This window comes from Pseudoalteromonas sp. P1-25 (assembly GCF_001401805.1).
Taxonomy (GTDB): Bacteria; Pseudomonadota; Gammaproteobacteria; order Enterobacterales; family Alteromonadaceae; genus Pseudoalteromonas.
In genome coordinates this window covers 138,485-156,795 of sequence record NZ_LKDW01000007.1, presented here as the reverse complement: position 1 = coordinate 156,795, position 18,311 = coordinate 138,485, and the positions used below count along the sequence as shown (strand labels likewise).

Here is an 18,311-nt window from a genome sequence, read left to right as displayed (position 1 = left end):
GAGATGGCAGAGTGGTCGAATGCACCGGTCTTGAAAACCGGCATAGGTTTGTAGCCTATCTAGGGTTCAAATCCCTATCTCTCCACCACCTAATTACAATAACTATGAGTACACTCTTACTTGTAGTTTATAGCACTTTCGGAGAGATGGCAGAGTGGTCGAATGCACCGGTCTTGAAAACCGGCATGGGTTTGTAGCCCATCTAGGGTTCAAATCCCTATCTCTCCACCATTATATTAAAGCCCGCTTAAAGCGGGCTTTTTTGTATCTACGCTTTATTATCAGCTCACCTTTAGGTTTTCTCGCTTATTTCCCCGTTTCGGTTTGCTATTAGCGATTATTAATAGATCATTAATAGATTATTAACATATTAATATGCTACTTTTAGATTTTAAAATTGGTAATTAAAATAGTATGTTGTGGCTCAAGGGTGATTTACATTCAAGAAAACTTATTGTTTATCGTGCAATGATGTTCTCGTTGGTAACGTTGTTTGTTTTATTCGTATTCCAACCTTTTGGTACAATTAACGATACATCGTCATATAAAATACTCAGGCTTTCAGGTTATGGTTTAGTCACTTTTGTTGCGTTACTATTATCGGGCTTTATCGAAATAGCGCTGTTACGTTATGATTTTTATAAGCCACTTCGTATTATGCTTATAAGCGGCTTTTATATTTTAATTTGTGCTTTATTTAACCACGCTTATTTTGTTGTGGCATTTTTAGGACAGTGGCATTGGCAAAATCAGATGCTGTTTATTGGCTATATATTTGCTATTGGCGTATTTCCGCTAATTTTTATGTATATGTTAAATCGCCATGTTAGTCAGCTTAATATTGATCAAACACCACAGCGGCAACAAATCAAGCAATGTGAAGCCCTTCCTTTAAAACTCGAGCAAATTACGTTAGTTGGCGATAATAAAAATGATGCAATCAGCATAGTTTTAGAGCGTGTTTTGTTTATAAAAGCGGCTGATAATTATTGCGAAATTAGTGTTTATGACGGACACGCAATACAGCAAACTCTACTGCGCATTTCTTTAACTCGCTTACTTAAACAGCTCTCTATTAATACTGCAATTATTAGATGCCATCGCTCTTATGCAGTTAATGTTGCCTTTATTCACTCGTATAGTGGCAACGCTGGCGGCTTGCAATTAACGCTTAAAAACACACCCATGCCTGTTCCGGTATCGCGAAGCTACGTAGACAATATAAAAACCGCTTTGTTACTCACCCCAAGTGCTTGTTAGTCAGCCCAAATACTTGTATTTGATACCTAAAAATGTTGTTAATCCCTAACAGTTCGTAGTTTTACGCTGGAGTAGGCATGCTTAAGTTGAACTAAAAATACAACTTAAGAAGGTTACTATGAACACTATTTTAAAATCACTGTTAGTGATAGCCACGTTTGTTTTTTGCCATTACATAATGAAAAGCTTTTGGGGTAGCGAATGGACGAAAATATTAACCCAGGCCGATGCGTCTACTGGGGTTTTATTTATCCCCGCTAAATACTTATTTTTATATGCTCCTTTATTAGTGATAACCACATTGCTATTTAAAAGAGATAACATGCTTGACGCAATTGGCCTTAACACCGAAGGCTTTAATAACTATACCTTTGCAGCTTTGCTCTGCTGTATACCTATGACACTTGGCTATGCATACTTGAGTAGTAATTTAAATTTATCTTTGTCTGGACTAATAACAGGCTCAATCTATGCTGGTTTTTTTGAAGAGCTAATATTTAGGGCGGCTTTATTTGGTGCTTTATACAGGTTTTGCCGCTGGGGGTTCATTCCCGCAGCGTTGACAAGCTCGGTAGTATTTGGAGTAGGGCACATGTACCAAGGTGGCGATGCCATTTCTGCACTAATGGCGGTAGCAGTAACCACTGTTGCAGGCACTTGGTTTGCGTGGCTTTATTGTGAGTGTGGTTATAAAATTTGGTTTCCTATGTGGATGCATATTTTTATGAATGCAGCTTATGGCATCTTTAGTATGTCGGGTGGTGCCGTGGGGGATTTGCACGGCAACGTTTATAAAGCCACTGCTATTGTATTAAGTATCGTGTATGTTGAAGCACTGATCCGCCGAGGGAAAAAACGTGAAGTCACTATGGCCTCATTATTTATTAATACATCAGCATCTACGCTTAATCCCCCGTTCAAACCGCAGATGACTGCCGAAGCCTAAATGCACAAATTAGCCGTTCATTTAAGAACGCATTTATATTGCAACCTTAAGGCTATGTTTTTATTGAGGTTAGCGCCTGTAAGGTAGTGAGCTTTACGTTATGGGCGAATAAACAGCTAAAAGTAAGCGTGAGCTGCCAACAAAATAGGTGTCTGTTTTTAGTTAGCAAAACTATTTGTTAAAATGTCTAGTAACAGACGTTTAAAGAGTGCTTGTTTTCCCATCATAAATTACGACCATAGTCTCTGTTTCTAACCTTAAGAACTTGGTGCATGCTTAAGATAATGTTTGTAGTGTGTATTTAGGAACTTATATGAAACATCAACTAGCCAAAAGTGTCGCGCTTTCTTTATTATCCCCCGTTATAGTTGGTAGTACACTAGGTCTTTATTATGGACTTACTGTTAATGGTGATACCACTACCATTTTTCTGCAACTATTAATGAGCGCAATTGCGAACGCACATATTGTTGGTCTTACGATGGCTGCTTTTGTAGTGCCTGGTTATTTGCTTATGTTTAAGTATGCAAAAGTCAATTATTCAGGGGTACTAACCCTTGGGCTGCTGGGCGGCGCAATTTTTAGTTACTTACTAAGTGCGACATCAGGCGAGGTATTTTTAATTAATAGTATAATGGCTGCTTTTGCTGCGGGACTATTTTTATTTGGACTGCGTAAATCAGCAAAAAAATAATTGCAGAAATATTGACCAAGCGTGCTGAAAAACGGCGCTATTTCTGTTTTTTTACTTGTAAAAGGTTTCAATTTTTCACGACAAAGAGTACCTTTAGCTACTGTATGTTCAATAAGAAGTAGTTTGGTATGCAAAAGCACGATTTTTACCAGTCATTAGTTAAGCAAACTGAATCACTAATCGCTGGTGAATCTAATGTCATTGCTAATATGGCTAACGTAAGTGCGCTATTATTTACCTCTTTAGAAGATGTAAATTGGGCGGGCTTTTACTTTATGGATTCGCCGAGTGAATTAGTGCTTGGGCCTTTTCAAGGCAACCCTGCATGTATTCGTATTCCTGTTGGTAAAGGAGTGTGTGGTACGGCTGCAGCAACCCTAGAAACACAGTTAATTGAAGATGTGCATGCGTTTGAAGGTCATATAGCCTGTGACGCAGCGTCTAATTCTGAGATTGTTGTACCTATCATGAAAAATGATAAGATAGTTGCTGTTCTTGATATTGATAGCCCAACTATTGGTCGCTTTGATACTGATGACCAAGCTGGTTTAGAAGCATTAGTTAAATGCTTAGAGGCAAGCTTGTAATGAAAGATTTGCTAAATGTTCAAGACTACCTATTCGCAGTACAAGATGTAGGCGATTGGGAAGGGGATGAAGAACATGTAGCGGAAACGCTCAATGATTTGATTCACATAGCCTGGGATAAAATCCCAAATGATTTAGACTGTGAATCAATCGATGAAATAATAAATGGTATTTGGGAACACCTTCGAGGTGACTTGGCAGTACTAGAAGCTGACTTCGAAGAGTTAATTGACTGGGTAATACACTATGTTGATTCCTCCCTTGACGAAAAGATGTGAAAAATAGGTTCTAAAATGGAAACCACAAACAAGCTAAAAGATATTAATGAAGTGTTGGAATTTCTTTATCAAGAATTTCCACAATGTTTTAAACAAAAAGACGGTATTAAACCGCTTAAAGTCGGTATTTTTAAAGATATTGCCGAGCGTATCGAAGGGTCTGAAAAAGTAAGTAAGACACAAGTACGCCAAGCACTTAGAAAATACACGTCTAATTGGCGTTATTTAGAAGCTGTAACCAAGTCAGAGTTTCGTATTGACCTTGATGGTAATCAAGGTGAAAAAGTTGAGCAAGAGCACATTGACCACGCTCAAAAAGCACTAGAAGAAAGCCGTGCTAAAATGGCTAAACGCAAAAAACAACAGCGTCCACGCCAAGATTCAGACTCTAAATCTTTCAAGAAAAAGCCAGCCCACGCTAGCAAAAACAATGCTCCAGCTAACAAACCAGCTAAAGCAGCCCCTGCTAAACGTTCAGGAAAAGTTGAACCTTTACCTGCAAGTGAGGTCAAGGTTAATAACAAGGTTAAGGTAAAACTTGGCCAAGCACTTGTTAATGCAGTAATTACTGAAGTAAACAAAGACGAAGTTCATGTTGAATTAGTAACAGGCATGCAAGTTAAAACCAAAGCTGACAGCTTATACATTATTTAAGTTGTAAATAAATTAAGGAGTTGTGTATGAGTAAAAAGTTTACGCTCATTCCGTTAGTGGCTGCCCTGTTTTCGGGTTCTTTATTCGCTTCAGTTGAAGCGGCAAAACTTGAAGACTTGCCTGTACTTAAACAAGAAAGTCAACATGGCACTGCCAGCAAACGAGTGGCTAACTTATTTGCTCGTTCACACTATACACCGGTTCGATTTAACGATGCGCTTTCCAGTAAAGTGTATGATCGTTATATCGAATCCCTTGATTTCAACAAAAGCGTGTTTTTAGCAAGTGACATTGCAACGTTTGAAAAATACCGCGACGATTTTGATAATGCGATTACCACGGGAAAACTTGGGTTTACGTTTGATATTTTTAACTTAAGTTTAAAACGCCGTTTTGAACGCTATGATTACTCTTTATCGTTACTAGATAAAGAAATGACGTTTGATAAAGACGATGAATACTTTTTCGATCGTGAAGATGCGGCATGGCCAGCATCGCAAGCAGAGCTTGATGAAATCTGGCGTGAACGTGTTAAATACGATGCCCTTCGTTTAAAAATGACAGGTAAAGATTGGGAAGGTATTAAGGACGTTCTTACCAAGCGTTACAAAAATGCACAAAAACGTTTAGTGCAAACAAATTCAGAAGATGCATTTCAAATTGTAATGAACTCGCTAGCGCGCAGTATCGAGGCACATACGTCGTACTTATCGCCGCGCCGCGCAGAACAATTTAAAATGGATATGGACTTAGAGCTTGAAGGCATTGGAGCCGTTTTAAGTCCGGATGAAGATTACACCGTTATTCGCAGCTTAGTACCAGGTGGTCCCGCCGATAAAACAGAGCAGCTAAAAGCTGACGACAAAATTATTGGTGTTGCTCAAGATCAAAAAGAGTTTGTTGATGTTATTGGTTGGCGTTTAGATGATGTCGTTGATCTAATCAAAGGCCCGAAAGGAACCAAGGTACGTTTACAGTATCTTAAAGGCTCTGATGCGCATGGCACGCCAAAAGTTGTTGAGATCACCCGTGATAAAATTCGCTTAGAAGACAGAGCGGCTAAATCTGAAGTATTTGAGGCCAGTTATTCAAATTTAACGTCAAAAATCGGTGTTATTGAGATCCCTGGTTTTTATAACAACCTTTCGAAAGACGTTAAAGTTGAATTAGCTAAACTCAAAGAAGAAAATGTAGACGGTATTATTATTGACTTGCGCCAAAATGGCGGTGGATCACTATATGAAGCTACGCAACTATCAGGCCTCTTTTTTGATCAAGGTCCGGTAGTACAAATTCATACGTTAAATAACCGTATTGAAGAGCAAAAAGATCGTGATGGCATTACCTATTACGATGGCCCACTAACTGTTTTAGTTGACCGCTACAGTGCTTCAGCCTCTGAAATTTTTGCTGCCGCAATGCAAGATTATGGCCGTGCAGTGATTATTGGCGAGCAAACCTTTGGTAAGGGAACGGTTCAACAACACAAAGGCTTAGGCCGTGCGTATGATTTATACGACAACGATTTAGGGAGTGTACAGTACACTATTGCTAAATTTTACCGTATAAATGGTGGCAGTACTCAGCACAAAGGGGTTATTCCTGATATTTCTTTCCCTTCGGCGATAGACCCAGCAGAATGGGGTGAGAGCAAGCAGGATAATGCATTACCTTGGGATAGCATAGTGCGAGCTAAGTACAAAAAGCAGGGTAATTTAACCCCTGTGATTAGTTATCTAGAGAAACAACACGAACTACGTATTAAAACAGAGCCCGAATTTGGTTATGTATTTGATGATATTGCTCGTTACAATGAAGAAAAAGACCGTAAAACTATTTCTTTAGTTGAAGCAGACCGTATTAAAGAAAAAGATGAAAATGAAGCACGTACTTTAGCGCGCACTAATGAGCGTTTAAAGCGTTTAGGTAAAGATCCGATTGAAAACCTAGATGATGTACCAGAGGTAATTGAAGAGTTAGACCCTTTCTTAGAAGAGGCAGCACTCATTACGCAAGACTATATTAACTTTGGCCGTATCGCTAAGAAATAAAATACGTGTATACCTCTTTTAAAAAGGCGCTTTTTGCGCCTTTTTTGTTACCTAAATTTTGCTAAATTGCTATAATCGCGAATCACTTAATTGAGTTACATTACTGTGGCTTAAAAAAAGCACTGATACGCTAAAAATAATAAATAAACACGCCCTTGTATGTGGTGTGCAGGAGTCACTATTTTGAAGCCTTTAGAAAAACCAATTAAACCCGCCTCGTTTTTTGATGCACTTATTCCTATCTCTGTTCTTATCTGCCTATTAGGCGCAGCGGTCTATTTATTTGGCGATAACTCGTCGTCAGGTCCCAACCAAATAGCGTTATTATTTGCCACTTTTGCGGCGGCACTAATAGGACTTAAAAATGGCTATACGTGGAAAAAGCTTGAAGAAGCCATGATTGAAGGTATTACTTTATCATTGGGGGCAATTTTAATTTTATTGATGGTGGGTGCTTTAATTGGTACTTGGCTGTTGTCGGGCACCGTGCCAACTCTCATTTATTATGGCTTACAGGTTATTAACCCTAGTTGGTTTTATGCTGCCAGCTGTTTAATCTGTGGCATTGTTGCAATGAGTATTGGCAGCTCTTGGACTACAGCTGCCACCATAGGTGTTGCACTTTTAGGTGTTGCTACAGGCCTTGGATTAGACCAAACGGTGACGGCAGGGGCGGTTATTTCGGGAGCTTACTTTGGAGACAAACTAAGCCCACTTTCTGAAACGACTAATTTAGCGCCGGCTGTTGTAGGCGCTGATTTATTCGAACATATTCACCATATGCTATGGACGACTGTTCCTAGCTTTGTCATTGCACTGATCATTTTTATTTTTATGGGCTTTAATGCAACAGCTTCTAACGAAGCCGGCAGAATTGACGAAATTACGGTAATTTTAGAGCAAAGCTTTAATATTGGCTTTGAGATGTTAATTCCATTAATTGTGCTCCTAGTTTTAGCTATTAAAAAAATGCCGGCGTTTCCAGCTATTTCGATTGGCGCTGTAATTGGTGCTGTGTGGGCAATGCTGTTTCAGTCAGATTTAATCGCGACACAAATTGACCTGTCTCAAGGTGAGCTGGTTGGTTATTTTAAAATTATTTGGACGACTTTTTTCGATGGATTTAGTATCGATACGGGCGATGAAAAAATGGATTCATTGCTCAGTGGTGGTGGTATGGCAGGTATGTTAACCACAACTTGGTTGATCATGACGGCACTTATGTTTGGCGCCATAATGGAGAAAACCGGCTTACTGGATATTTTTGTTAAGAGTATTTTAAAAATAGCTAAAAGCACAGGTTCGCTTATTACATCAACCATCGCAACTTGTGTGGGTACAAACTTAATTGCAGCGGATCAATACATCGCTATTGTAGTCCCTGGTCGTATGTTTAAAGAAGAATATAAAAATCGAGGATTAAAACCGGTTAATTTATCGCGTACTTTAGAAGATGGCGGAACAATAACAAGCCCGTTAATTCCTTGGAATACGTGTGGTGCGTACATGCAAAGCGTTTTATTAATAAATCCATTTGACTATGCTTTGTATGCTTTCTTTAATTTAATTAACCCTTTCTTAGCTATTATTTATGCGTACGTAGGTATTAAAATTTTACGCATTGAACCTAAGCAACCTGCTTAAATCTTAATAGCCCCTTTTTTAAGGGGCTTTCGTGGGAGTAACTATGACTGTTTCGGCAAAGCCAAAAGCGCAATATCTAAAAGATTACACGGCGCCTAATTTTTCAATAGAACACACAGAACTCACTTTTGACTTACAACCCCTTAATACAAAAGTGACTGCGCTACTTACGCTTAAAAGAACAACTAATGAAAACTCTGCACTTGTTTTAGACGGTATAGACTTACAATTACTGGAACTACACGTAGACAATATTGCTTACACAAATTATAAGATTGAAGGTGAGCACTTAATCATTAATGATTTACCTCACACATGCCAGCTTAAAATAGTTACAGTAATTTCTCCTGAAACCAATACCTCTTTGGAAGGCTTGTATTTATCTGGTGGGGCGTATTGCACCCAATGTGAAGCGCAAGGTTTTAGAAAAATAACCTACTTTTTAGATCGCCCTGACGTGCTAAGTACCTATGATGTAACAATTATTGCAGATAAAAACTTTAGGCATTTACTATCAAATGGTAACCAAATTGACAGCGGCGAAACAGCTGATGGCCGCCATTTCGCTAAATGGCAAGACCCATTTAAAAAACCAAGTTACTTATTTGCATTAGTAGCGGGCGATTTTGATGTACTAAAAGACACCTACACTACAAAAAGCGGACGCGAAATTGAACTTGCGTTATTTGTTGATAAAGGCAATTTATCTAAAACGCCGCATGCAATTAGCTCATTAAAAAAAGCAATGCAATGGGATGAAGAGCGCTTTAACCTAGAATACGATTTAGACATATATATGATTGTAGCCGTGGATTTTTTCAATATGGGCGCAATGGAAAACAAAGGGCTAAATGTATTTAATAGTAAATGTGTATTGGCTAACCAAGAAACCGCAACGGATAAAGATTACCATACTATAGAGTCGATTGTTGGGCATGAGTATTTTCATAACTGGACAGGCAACCGCGTTACCTGCAGAGACTGGTTTCAATTATCGCTAAAAGAAGGGCTTACTGTATTTAGAGACCAAGAATTTAGTAGCGATTTAGGCTCACGTGCACTTAATCGCATTGATGCCGTTAAAGTAATGCGTACTCATCAATTTAGTGAAGATGCGGGGCCAATGGCGCACCCAATTCGCCCTGAAAAAGTTATCGAAATGAATAACTTTTATACCGTAACGGTATACGATAAAGGGGCTGAAGTTATCCGAATGATGCATACCCTGTTAGGTGAAGTTAACTTTCAAAAAGGGATGCAGCTTTACTTTGAGCGTCATGATGGCCAAGCGGTTACCTGTGATGACTTTGTTGCAGCAATGAGTGATGCTTCAGGCATAGACTTGATGCAATTTAAACGCTGGTATAGCCAATCAGGTACACCTCGTTTAAATGCCACACAGCACTATGATCACGATAAACAACTTTATACCCTAACAATTGAGCAATTAGCCCCGCTAAATCAGCCCGATAACAAGAGTTTACATATCCCGTTTGCTATCGAATTATTAGATGAAAACGGGCAAAGTATTGCGCTTACTTATCAAGGAGAAAAGCGCGGCCATGTGCTTAACGTTACGGCATCAACGCAAACATTTTACTTTGATCAGATCCCGACTCGCCCAGTGGCCGTTTTACTTGAAGATTTTTCTGCGCCGTGTATTTTAAGTCAGCAAAATTCAGAGCATGACTTACTGCACATAATGCGTTTTGCACGCAGCGACTTTTCGCGTTGGGACGCACAGCAACAGTTATTTATTAAGGCAGTTAAGCAGGGCGTTAATGCACCTGAACATGCCGCACTTAGTGATAACGTTATCAATGCATTACGTGTTTTAATTAGCGAGAAAAATGGTGATTTAGCATTAATTGCTGAACTGATTAAACTCCCAAGCTTTGACACGTTTGCAGCTGAGTTTGACACGATCCCTGTGGATGAAATTATCACTGTTACAAAACTGTTTGAACAGCAAATTGCTGAGCAATTATTTGATGAGCTTTTGGCATGTTACAGTTCGTTAGTTGATGATGGCAGTATTAATCCAGACGCGGTCGCTATAAGAGCACTCAAAGGCGTGTGTTTACATTATTTAGCTAAAATACCATCTGAGCAAGTCGACCACGTTATCAAAGAAGCCGCAGGCTCTTCGAATATGACCAACGTTTTAGCCTCACTGAGTGCGGTAGTAAAATCATCGCACCCATTAAGAAATGCGTTGTTAGATCATTTTGATAGCCAGTGGCGTCATGACGTTTTAGTAATGGATAAATGGTTTGCACTACAAGCTATGCAGTCTGGTGCTGATACTATTGAGAATATTAAAGCGCTCTATGAGCATCCTAGTTTTGACTTTTCAAACCCAAATAGAGTCCGTGCATTAGTAGGCAGCTTTAGTCATTTTAACACCGCGCAATTTCACCGAAAAGATGGTGAAGGTTACGCATTATTAGGGGACTTACTCATTAAGCTAAACGCGATTAATCCGCAAAATGCCTCTAGAATGTTAACGCCTTTCATGTCGTGGAAACGATTTGATCCAACACGTGCTCAAGCAATGAAAGCGCAATTGCAACGCTTAGCAAGCCTTGAAGGACTGAGTGCTGACTTATATGAGAAGGTTGAAAAAGCACTTAATTAAATGATTGAGTATTACTTTTACCTAAACTTGAGCTATAACAAATGCATGGATTACTATCATGGCCGTTATAGCTCTGTACAAGTGGTTGAGGACAATGGCAAAACGATACGTTTTGCCGCGTCACACCTACGCCCTTATATTTCATCTATTGGAATTAGAGGGCGCTTTAGACTTTTACTAACCTCTGAGAATAAATTTATTCGTCTCGAACGTATCGCCTAACCTACTGTTTTTATGTTATAGATACATAAAAATATTATCTTTTTGTTAATTTCAATTTGTTCTATTGTTAATTTACGTGTATAAAATATCTGGTATGACGTCTTACCAATACGTAAACGTCAGCTCAAAAAATATAATAATTGATTGAACGCGACCATTTGTAATTTTTTATAATCGCTTCTATCGTTAAGATTACACTAAAAACAATAACTTGATCACACATAATTACCCACGACAGGGGGGATACACAATGATAAGAAGATCGCTTTTTGTTAAAAACAAAATAGCTATAGGTTTAGCAGCCGCAAGCTTAGGTTTATCAGCAGCAGCGAATGCAGCAAATTTTGAGGTAGGGGGCTTTGATATCACCTTCGACTCAACTTTTTCCTATGGTCAAAGCGTCCGTGTTGAAGACAGAGATTTCGACATTATTGGCAAAAGCAATAATCCTGCATTTGATTGGACTGGGTATAATCCTTCATTAAATACAATTTATTCTTCTCAAGATGTTTGGGCTCAACCGGGCTCATACTCTAATAATGGCGATGCAGGTAATCTTAATTTTGATAGCGGTGATTCGTTTTCAAAATTGTTGAAAGGCACACACGACCTTTCAATTAATAAAGATAACTACGGCTTATTCACGCGTTTTATGTACTTTTACGATTTTGAGTTAATGGATGGTGATAGAGCCTACGTTAACCCAACCTCAGGACAAGGCGTAGATCCATGTGATGACGACGACACAAAAGAGCAAAGTTGTGCCGACATTCGTTTATTAGACGCTTACGTTTGGGCTAACTTTGATTTAAATGATGGCAATAATCCACTTTCAATTCGTTTAGGCCAACAAGTCGTTAACTGGGGTGAAAGTACGCTTATCTCTCATGGTATTAACGTAAACCCAGTTGACATTGACCGCTTAAAAGCACCGGGTGCTGAGCTTAAAGAAGCATTTATCCCAGTGGGTATGCTCTGGGCGTCATTAGGTATTACTGAAAATATTACCCTAGAAGGTTTTTACCAGTATCAATGGCATGAAACACGCCTGCCAGCTGCAGGTACTTATTTTTCTACCAATGACTTTGCGGCAGAAAACGGCTATCAACAAAATGTACAGTTAGGCTTTACCTCAAATCCTGATATTGATATGGCATTTTTAACTGATAGCCTTAACAACCTGTACTCTAACTTTGCACAGGTAGCGGCTGCACAGGGCATTGATCCTACAAGTGCTGAAGGTCAAGCTCTACTAGCAAATATGTATCTAGCGCATCCCACTAAAGTGGCGCTTAAAGGTAAAGGCGATAACGGTAAAACAGAGCCAGATGACGGCGGTCAATATGGTTTACGTTTAGGTGTATTTTTACCTGAGTGGAACGACACAGAGGTCGCTTTATATCATGTTAATTATCACAGTCGTCGTCCGCTTATTTCTGGTCGTGTATCGAACTTTTCACAAGCTGCAATTGCACAAGATTTAGCAATGATTGCAACAACCGAAATTACTGATGACAACGTAGCAGATCTCCTCGCGTTTTCTAAAGCCGAAAATGAATACCCAGAAGATATTAAACTTTACGGTTTAAGCTTTAATACGAGTATTGGTGAGACCGCATTTGCGGGTGAGTTTGCCTACCGTCAAGACGAGCCATTACAAATAGACGATGTAGAGCTACTTTACACCGCCATGCCTGAACAATTAGCACTGGCTGGCATTCGCCCAGACTTTGCGGGTATTTCGCAAATGAGTTTTGGGGATGCAGTTAGCTCAGTGGCTGCAGGTGAAGTTGCGCAAGGTTATATTGAACGCGACACATCACAAATTCAATTTACTGCAACACATTTATTTGGCCCGTCATTAGGTGCTGATAGTTGGGCTGTAGTAGGCGAAGTCGGCGCTGTTAAAATTCATGATATGCCTGATTACGACGAAATGCGTTTGAATGTGTCGGGTACAGGGCGAAGCGGTGTGATCACAGGCCCAGGCACTACTGACTACACAACATTACAACTAGGCCTTTCTAATGGCCCAGAAGAAAAGTCGTTTGCTACGGCCTCGTCTTGGGGTTACCGTCTAATTGCTAAAGGTGATTACTTTAACCTTTACAACGGTATTAACTTCTCTCCACGATTTGTATTTTCTCATGATGTAAACGGTAACACACCTGATCCTATGTTCTTGTTTATTGAAGACCGTAAATCGCTGGGTGTAACGATGAACTTTAATTACCAAAATGCATGGTCACTTGATGTGAGCTACAACTCATTTTGGGGTGGTGGCGATATCAATACTTTCTCAGATCGTGACTACGTTTCTTTCAATTTAAAATATTCTATTTAGGGGTAATATTAGTATGATTAAAAAACCTACCCTCATCGCTACCGCTTTGTGTAGCATGTTTTTAAGTTCAGCGGCTATGGCAAAAATGAGCGCTGAAGAAGTTGCACGTTTAGGACAAGACTTAACGCCGTTTGGCGCAGAAAAAGCAGCCAATGCTGATGGGTCTATTCCAGCGTGGAATGGCGGTATTACAACTGCACCAGAAGGTTACGAGCCTGGTATGCACCACATTGACCCTTACTCAGCGGACAAAGTGTTGTTTACTATTGATAAAACAAACCTTGATAAATACAAAGCTAACTTAAGCCCTGGTCAAATTGCTTTATTTGAAGCATACCCAGATACGTTTAAAATGCCTGTTTATGAAACGCGCCGCTCTGCCTCTTATCCACAGTTTGTATACGATGCAACAAAAGAGTTTGCTGCAACGGCTGAGCTTATTGAAGGTGGCAACGGAATAAAAAATACCGCAATTGGTATTCCATTTCCTATTCCTAAATCAGGCTTAGAGGCTATTTGGAATCACTTATTACGCTATCGTGGACAATCAATAGAGCGTTTTGGTGGACAAGCTGCACCCACCGCATCGGGTTCGTACAATTATGTGGGCTTTGATGAACAACTATTGGTTAAATATTCAGATCCTAAAGCGACGCCTGCAGAGCTTCAAGACTCAAACATTTTGTTTAAATTTAAACAAAAGGTGACAGAGCCTGCACGCCTTGCCGGTACAGCGCTACTTGTACACGAAACCATGGATCAAATTTTAACGCCTCGCCAAGCGTGGACTTATAATTCAGGTCAGCGTCGTGTTCGTCGTGCACCAAATGTTGCATATGACGCACCAGGTACAGCGGCAGATAGCTTACGTACTACCGATGATTTTGATATGTTTAATGGCTCACCTAACCGTTATAACTGGACGTTAAAAGGTAAGCAAGAGCTATATATTCCGTACAATAGCTACAAGTTACACAGTGATAAATTAGAGTACGATGATATATTAAAACCAGGGCACATTAACCCAGAACATACGCGTTATGAAAAGCACCGTGTATGGGTTGTTGAAGCTAACTTAAAAGATGATACCCGTCATATTTATAAAAAACGGGTGTTTTACATTGACGAAGATAGCTGGCAAGTACAAGTGACCGATATTTATGATAATCGCGACCAACTTTACCGCGTAGCAATGGCATATGGCTTAAACTACTACGAAGTACCTACGCAGTGGAGTACTTTAGAAGTGTATCATGATCTAAATTCGCGTCGTTACTTAGCTATTGGTTTAGATAACCAAGAAAAAATGTACGACTTTTCAGAGTCGTTTAACGATAATGAGTTTACTTCAAGCGCACTACGCCGTGAAGGTAGGTAACATCCTAATATGCAGCTAACAACCCGTTAGCTGCTTTTTTCTTTCTCATCGCGTTTGTCTATACGACACGCAGGGTTTTCCTCAGCAAACAGACAAACAATCCTTCAGTTCAAGGCGATTAAAATTTATGAAGTATTTGGTATATGCCAGCCTGATAATAAGCGGTGCGAGTGTTGCACAAGATGCACCTCACTATGCTATTAGCGCAATAAACGCAAATAAAACCTTACTAACTGATATTACCCATACAGGTGCTAGTTTAGTAGCTGTTGGCAAGCACGGTACAGTAATTACAAGTAAAAATGCTGAGCAATGGCAGCAAGCGCAAACTGTACCTACGCAAGTTTTATTAACGGCTGTCGACTTTTCTAATGAAACCCATGGCTGGGCGTGTGGGCACGATGCCACAATAATTAACACCACTGATGGTGGGTTAAACTGGCAACTACAACAAGCAAAGCCAGAGCTTGATAAGCCGTGTTTAGATATTTACTTTGAGGATGACTCAAAGGGGTTTGCTGTGGGCGCTTATGGCATGTTTTATCAAACCAGTGATGGTGGCAAGCACTGGCAAAAACGCTTTTTAGACTCTTTACTTTTTAGTGAAGATAGAGAGTATTTGAATGATTTAAAAGAACATGACCCCGAAGGCTACGAAGCCGAAACAGCATCTATACTCCCTCACTTTAACCGAATTGAAAAAACAGACAGTGGTTTAATGTTAGTGGGTGAAATGGGGTTAATGGCCAAAAGCACTGATAATGGTCAAACATGGCAACGCCTCGATGAAATTTACCCTGGTTCTTTTTTTGCGGTAGCCTCAGACTCTGATCAAGAAATAGTCGCAGGGCTTCGAGGAAATGTATTTGCCAAAAATAAAAATGAACAGCGATGGCAGCATTTTGAAAATGTTAAAACGGCCACGGTTAATAACATCATAAATTACAATAACGCGCATTGGTTATTATTGGCTAATAGTGGTGTGATCTTTCATTTAAAAGACGGCTTACTTACACATGAGCAACGCCCCGATGGGAAAGCTATTCTTGATGGGGTAATAATTAATAATAAATTGGTCATGGCAACAGAAGATGGCATTAAAGTGAAGGAGTTGAACCCTTAATGCATACGTTTTTAGACTTTTTAGAAAAAGCGGTGTTTAGACACCGTGCTATCATGTTAATCGCTTTTGCGCTAATAACATGTTTTTTAGGCTATAAAGCCACTCACATTGAATTAGACGCCTCGTTTAACAAAAATATACCGCTAAATCACGAATACATGAAAGTGTACACAAAGCATGAAAAACAATTTGGCGGCGCAAATAGCATTTTAATTTCGGTGTGTGATGACAGTGGCAACATTTTTAATCCCGAATTTTTCACCCAATTAAAAGCAGTACACGATCAACTGTATTTTATTCCTGGTGTAAACCGTCCATTAGTTAACTCTATTTTTGCGCCTAGTGCGCGTTTTGTCGAAGTGGTTGAAGATGGCTTTGCTGGCGGCCCCATTATTCCTGCAAACTTTAAAGCTGATCAAAAAGGCTTAGCGGTTGTAAAAGAAAACATTGAAAAAGCAAAAGTAGTAGGGCGAATGATTGCCAGCGATTACTCGTGTGCAATGGTGACCGCTCAACTACTTGAAACAGACCCTCAAACTCAGCAAAAACTAGATACTCTTGCATTTGCAGAAAAGTTAGAAACGCAAGTTAGAGAGCCTTTAAGTACAGATAAAGTCAGTATTCATATTATTGGATTTGCCAAAATGGCCGGCGATATCGCTCAAGGTGCAAAAGGGGTTGTACTGTTTTTTGCTATTGCCATTGGTTTTACCTTTATTATGGTATGGCTATTTTGTGGCAGTTTAAAGCTCACCATTTTACCTATAGCGTGTTCAATTATTGCCGTAATTTGGCAAATGGGTTTGTTGTCGAGTTTAGGTTTTGGGCTCGATCCTATGTCTATATTAGTACCGTTTTTAGTATTTGCGATTGGTGTAAGCCACGGCGTGCAGATGATAAACGCCATTGGTAAAAAAGTAGGCGAGGGCAAAAGTACCCGTATTTGCTGTCAGTCAAGCTTTAGAGCATTACTTGTACCCGGTGGTATTGCGCTACTTTCTGACACGGTGGGTTTTTTAACCCTACTTACTATTGATATTGGTATTATTCGTGAACTTGCTATAACAGCTAGTTTAGGTGTAGCAGTAATTATATTTACTAATCTGATTTTATTGCCTGTGTGGGCTTCGTATATGAATTTTGCCAATACTGTGCATATTCAATCTGGCGATTCGCAAAAGCCTAATATGCTAGATGCGATACGCGATTTACTGGTAAAAGCCACAAACCCTAAAACCGCAAAAATTATTATCGGGTTTACGCTAGTGTTATTTGCAATAGGTTACTGGCAAGCCGATAAAATGCGTATAGGTGATTTACATGCAGGTGCGCCTTCACTGCACCAAGATGCTCGCTACAATCAGGATACTTTTTTAATATCGGACAAATACACTATTTCATCAGATATATTAAAAGTGATAGTTGAGGCTTACCCTGCAGCGTGTACAGAGCACGATGTGATGGCGCGTATTAGCCGTTTTCAGTACAAGGTAGAAAATGTGCCTGGCGTGCAATCGGCTGTGAGCTTAAGCTCTGTGGCGCAATCGGTTAACGCAGGTTACAACGAAGGTAACTTAAAATGGCAAAGCTTACCGCGTAATTCAGCCAGCTTAGTACAATCAACTGCCCGTGTAGAAACAAGCACAGGCTTACTTAATGGCGATTGTTCAGTTATGCCAGTGATTATATTTTTAGATGATCACAAAGCAAATACAATCGATACCGTTATTCAACGTGTTAAGCAATTTGCGCAAGAAGAAGGCACAGATAAGTTAGCCTTTAAATTAGCCTCGGGTCCTGTTGGAGTAATGGCGGCAACAAACGAGTCTGTTTCTGCGGCGCAAATTCCGATGATGCTATACGTTTATGGCGCGGTTATCATTTTGTGTTTGTTAAGCTTTAAGAGCGTAAAAGCGACTATAGCAGTGGTATTACCACTTTATATCGTATCAACGCTAGCACAAGCGCTTATGGTGCAATTAGAAATTGGCTTAACGGTATCTACTTTACCTGTTATAGCTCTGGGTGTGGGTATTGGTGTTGACTACGGTATCTATATACTTTCGTCAATGATGGGCCAACTCAAGCAAAACGTGCCGCTGAGTGTGGCGTACCGTAATGCACTTGTTGAGCGTGGCAGCGCTGTTTTGTTTACGGGTATTACTCTGGCGATAGGTGTTAGTACGTGGATATTCTCTGATCTTAAGTTTCAGGTTGACATGGGAATACTACTTACCTTCATGTTTTTAGTAAATATGCTAGGTGCAGTGCTGTTATTGCCTGCAATTGGTAGTTTACTGTGGACCGACCAGAAAAAATAAAGTGAATAATTGTGCTCCTAAATGACCAGTAATGGTCATTTATATCTATATTTTGTGAATAGATGACCAAATAGCTGAAATGCTTAAAATGTTTTCATCGAAAAGGCTGTTTATTAGCGCTAAAAGGGTTAGAATTTAACTGACTCCACGCTAATAAATGGCTGTACAAAT

Annotated in this window: 14 protein-coding genes and 1 tRNA gene; all 15 read left to right on the top strand. The window is 39.7% G+C overall.

Going from position 1 to position 18,311, the window contains the following annotated elements; genetic code table 11:
* The first annotated feature begins 140 nt into the window (after window positions 1–140).
* The 15 genes from AN393_RS06970 to AN393_RS06900 all read left to right on the top strand — a co-directional run bounded on the left by AN393_RS06970 (window position 141) and on the right by AN393_RS06900 (window position 18,140).
* Window positions 141–231: transfer RNA gene (locus AN393_RS06970), tRNA-Ser, on the top strand.
* A 183-nt stretch (window positions 232–414) separates the two neighbouring features.
* On the top strand, window positions 415–1,260 hold the full coding sequence (locus tag AN393_RS06965) for a LytTR family DNA-binding domain-containing protein (RefSeq protein WP_055017698.1): 846 nt from the start codon (window positions 415–417) through the stop codon (window positions 1,258–1,260).
* 118 nt (window positions 1,261–1,378) lie between these two features.
* On the top strand, window positions 1,379–2,206 hold the full coding sequence (locus AN393_RS06960; RefSeq protein ID WP_055016016.1) for a CPBP family intramembrane glutamic endopeptidase: 828 nt from the start codon (window positions 1,379–1,381) through the stop codon (window positions 2,204–2,206).
* 313 nt (window positions 2,207–2,519) lie between these two features.
* Window positions 2,520–2,900 carry a hypothetical protein gene (locus AN393_RS06955; RefSeq protein ID WP_055016015.1) on the top strand — a complete coding sequence of 127 codons (381 nt, stop codon included), beginning with the start codon at window positions 2,520–2,522 and terminating at the stop codon, window positions 2,898–2,900.
* A 128-nt stretch (window positions 2,901–3,028) separates the two neighbouring features.
* Window positions 3,029–3,487, top strand: coding sequence for a GAF domain-containing protein (locus tag AN393_RS06950; protein ID WP_055016014.1), 459 nt, complete (start codon window positions 3,029–3,031; stop codon window positions 3,485–3,487).
* The gene (locus AN393_RS06945) at window positions 3,487–3,765 is read left to right on the top strand and encodes a hypothetical protein (protein ID WP_055017697.1); all 279 of its coding nucleotides are present in this window, start codon (window positions 3,487–3,489) and stop codon (window positions 3,763–3,765) included. Before AN393_RS06950 ends, AN393_RS06945 begins: the two co-directional genes overlap by 1 nt.
* 15 nt (window positions 3,766–3,780) lie before the next feature.
* A complete protein-coding gene (proQ, locus tag AN393_RS06940; protein ID WP_055016012.1) occupies window positions 3,781–4,419 on the top strand; it encodes an RNA chaperone ProQ in 639 nt (212 codons plus the stop codon).
* A 26-nt stretch (window positions 4,420–4,445) separates the two neighbouring features.
* A complete protein-coding gene (gene prc / locus AN393_RS06935; protein ID WP_055017696.1) occupies window positions 4,446–6,470 on the top strand; it encodes a carboxy terminal-processing peptidase in 2,025 nt (674 codons plus the stop codon).
* A gap of 183 nt (window positions 6,471–6,653) precedes the next feature.
* Entirely contained in the window at window positions 6,654–8,114 is a 1,461-nt protein-coding gene (gene nhaC / locus AN393_RS06930) for a Na+/H+ antiporter NhaC (RefSeq protein ID WP_171037636.1), read from the top strand.
* 43 nt (window positions 8,115–8,157) lie between these two features.
* On the top strand, window positions 8,158–10,752 hold the full coding sequence (gene pepN, locus AN393_RS06925) for an aminopeptidase N (RefSeq protein WP_055017695.1): 2,595 nt from the start codon (window positions 8,158–8,160) through the stop codon (window positions 10,750–10,752).
* Window positions 10,753–10,974, top strand: a complete 222-nt coding sequence (locus AN393_RS06920; protein WP_055017694.1) for a DUF2835 domain-containing protein — start codon at window positions 10,753–10,755, stop codon at window positions 10,972–10,974.
* Window positions 10,975–11,224: 250 nt separating this feature from the next.
* The gene (locus AN393_RS06915) at window positions 11,225–13,318 is read left to right on the top strand and encodes a DUF1302 domain-containing protein (protein WP_055017693.1); all 2,094 of its coding nucleotides are present in this window, start codon (window positions 11,225–11,227) and stop codon (window positions 13,316–13,318) included.
* A 13-nt stretch (window positions 13,319–13,331) separates the two neighbouring features.
* On the top strand, window positions 13,332–14,696 hold the full coding sequence (locus AN393_RS06910) for a DUF1329 domain-containing protein (protein WP_055016006.1): 1,365 nt from the start codon (window positions 13,332–13,334) through the stop codon (window positions 14,694–14,696).
* Window positions 14,697–14,823: 127 nt separating this feature from the next.
* Window positions 14,824–15,819 carry a YCF48-related protein gene (locus AN393_RS06905; protein WP_055017692.1) on the top strand — a complete coding sequence of 332 codons (996 nt, stop codon included), beginning with the start codon at window positions 14,824–14,826 and terminating at the stop codon, window positions 15,817–15,819.
* Window positions 15,819–18,140 carry an RND family transporter gene (locus tag AN393_RS06900; RefSeq protein WP_055016004.1) on the top strand — a complete coding sequence of 774 codons (2,322 nt, stop codon included), beginning with the start codon at window positions 15,819–15,821 and terminating at the stop codon, window positions 18,138–18,140. The genes AN393_RS06905 and AN393_RS06900 overlap by 1 nt, the downstream gene beginning before the upstream one ends.
* Window positions 18,141–18,311: the final 171 nt, after the last annotated feature.

Excerpts from the sequence above, each read along its gene's own strand:
- AN393_RS06900 (WP_055016004.1), top strand. The coding sequence starts at position 15,819 with ATGCATACGTTTTTAGACTTTTTAGAAAAAGCGGTGTTTAGACACCGT.
- AN393_RS06960 (WP_055016016.1), top strand. The coding sequence starts at position 1,379 with ATGAACACTATTTTAAAATCACTGTTAGTGATAGCCACGTTTGTTTTT.
- pepN (WP_055017695.1), top strand. The coding sequence starts at position 8,158 with ATGACTGTTTCGGCAAAGCCAAAAGCGCAATATCTAAAAGATTACACG.
- AN393_RS06955 (WP_055016015.1), top strand. The coding sequence starts at position 2,520 with ATGAAACATCAACTAGCCAAAAGTGTCGCGCTTTCTTTATTATCCCCC.
- AN393_RS06915 (WP_055017693.1), top strand. The coding sequence starts at position 11,225 with ATGATAAGAAGATCGCTTTTTGTTAAAAACAAAATAGCTATAGGTTTA.
- AN393_RS06910 (WP_055016006.1), top strand. The coding sequence starts at position 13,332 with ATGATTAAAAAACCTACCCTCATCGCTACCGCTTTGTGTAGCATGTTT.
- proQ (WP_055016012.1), top strand. The coding sequence starts at position 3,781 with ATGGAAACCACAAACAAGCTAAAAGATATTAATGAAGTGTTGGAATTT.
- AN393_RS06920 (WP_055017694.1), top strand. The coding sequence starts at position 10,753 with ATGATTGAGTATTACTTTTACCTAAACTTGAGCTATAACAAATGCATG.
- prc (WP_055017696.1), top strand. The coding sequence starts at position 4,446 with ATGAGTAAAAAGTTTACGCTCATTCCGTTAGTGGCTGCCCTGTTTTCG.
- AN393_RS06950 (WP_055016014.1), top strand. The coding sequence starts at position 3,029 with ATGCAAAAGCACGATTTTTACCAGTCATTAGTTAAGCAAACTGAATCA.
- AN393_RS06965 (WP_055017698.1), top strand. The coding sequence starts at position 415 with ATGTTGTGGCTCAAGGGTGATTTACATTCAAGAAAACTTATTGTTTAT.
- AN393_RS06905 (WP_055017692.1), top strand. The coding sequence starts at position 14,824 with ATGAAGTATTTGGTATATGCCAGCCTGATAATAAGCGGTGCGAGTGTT.
- AN393_RS06945 (WP_055017697.1), top strand. The coding sequence starts at position 3,487 with ATGAAAGATTTGCTAAATGTTCAAGACTACCTATTCGCAGTACAAGAT.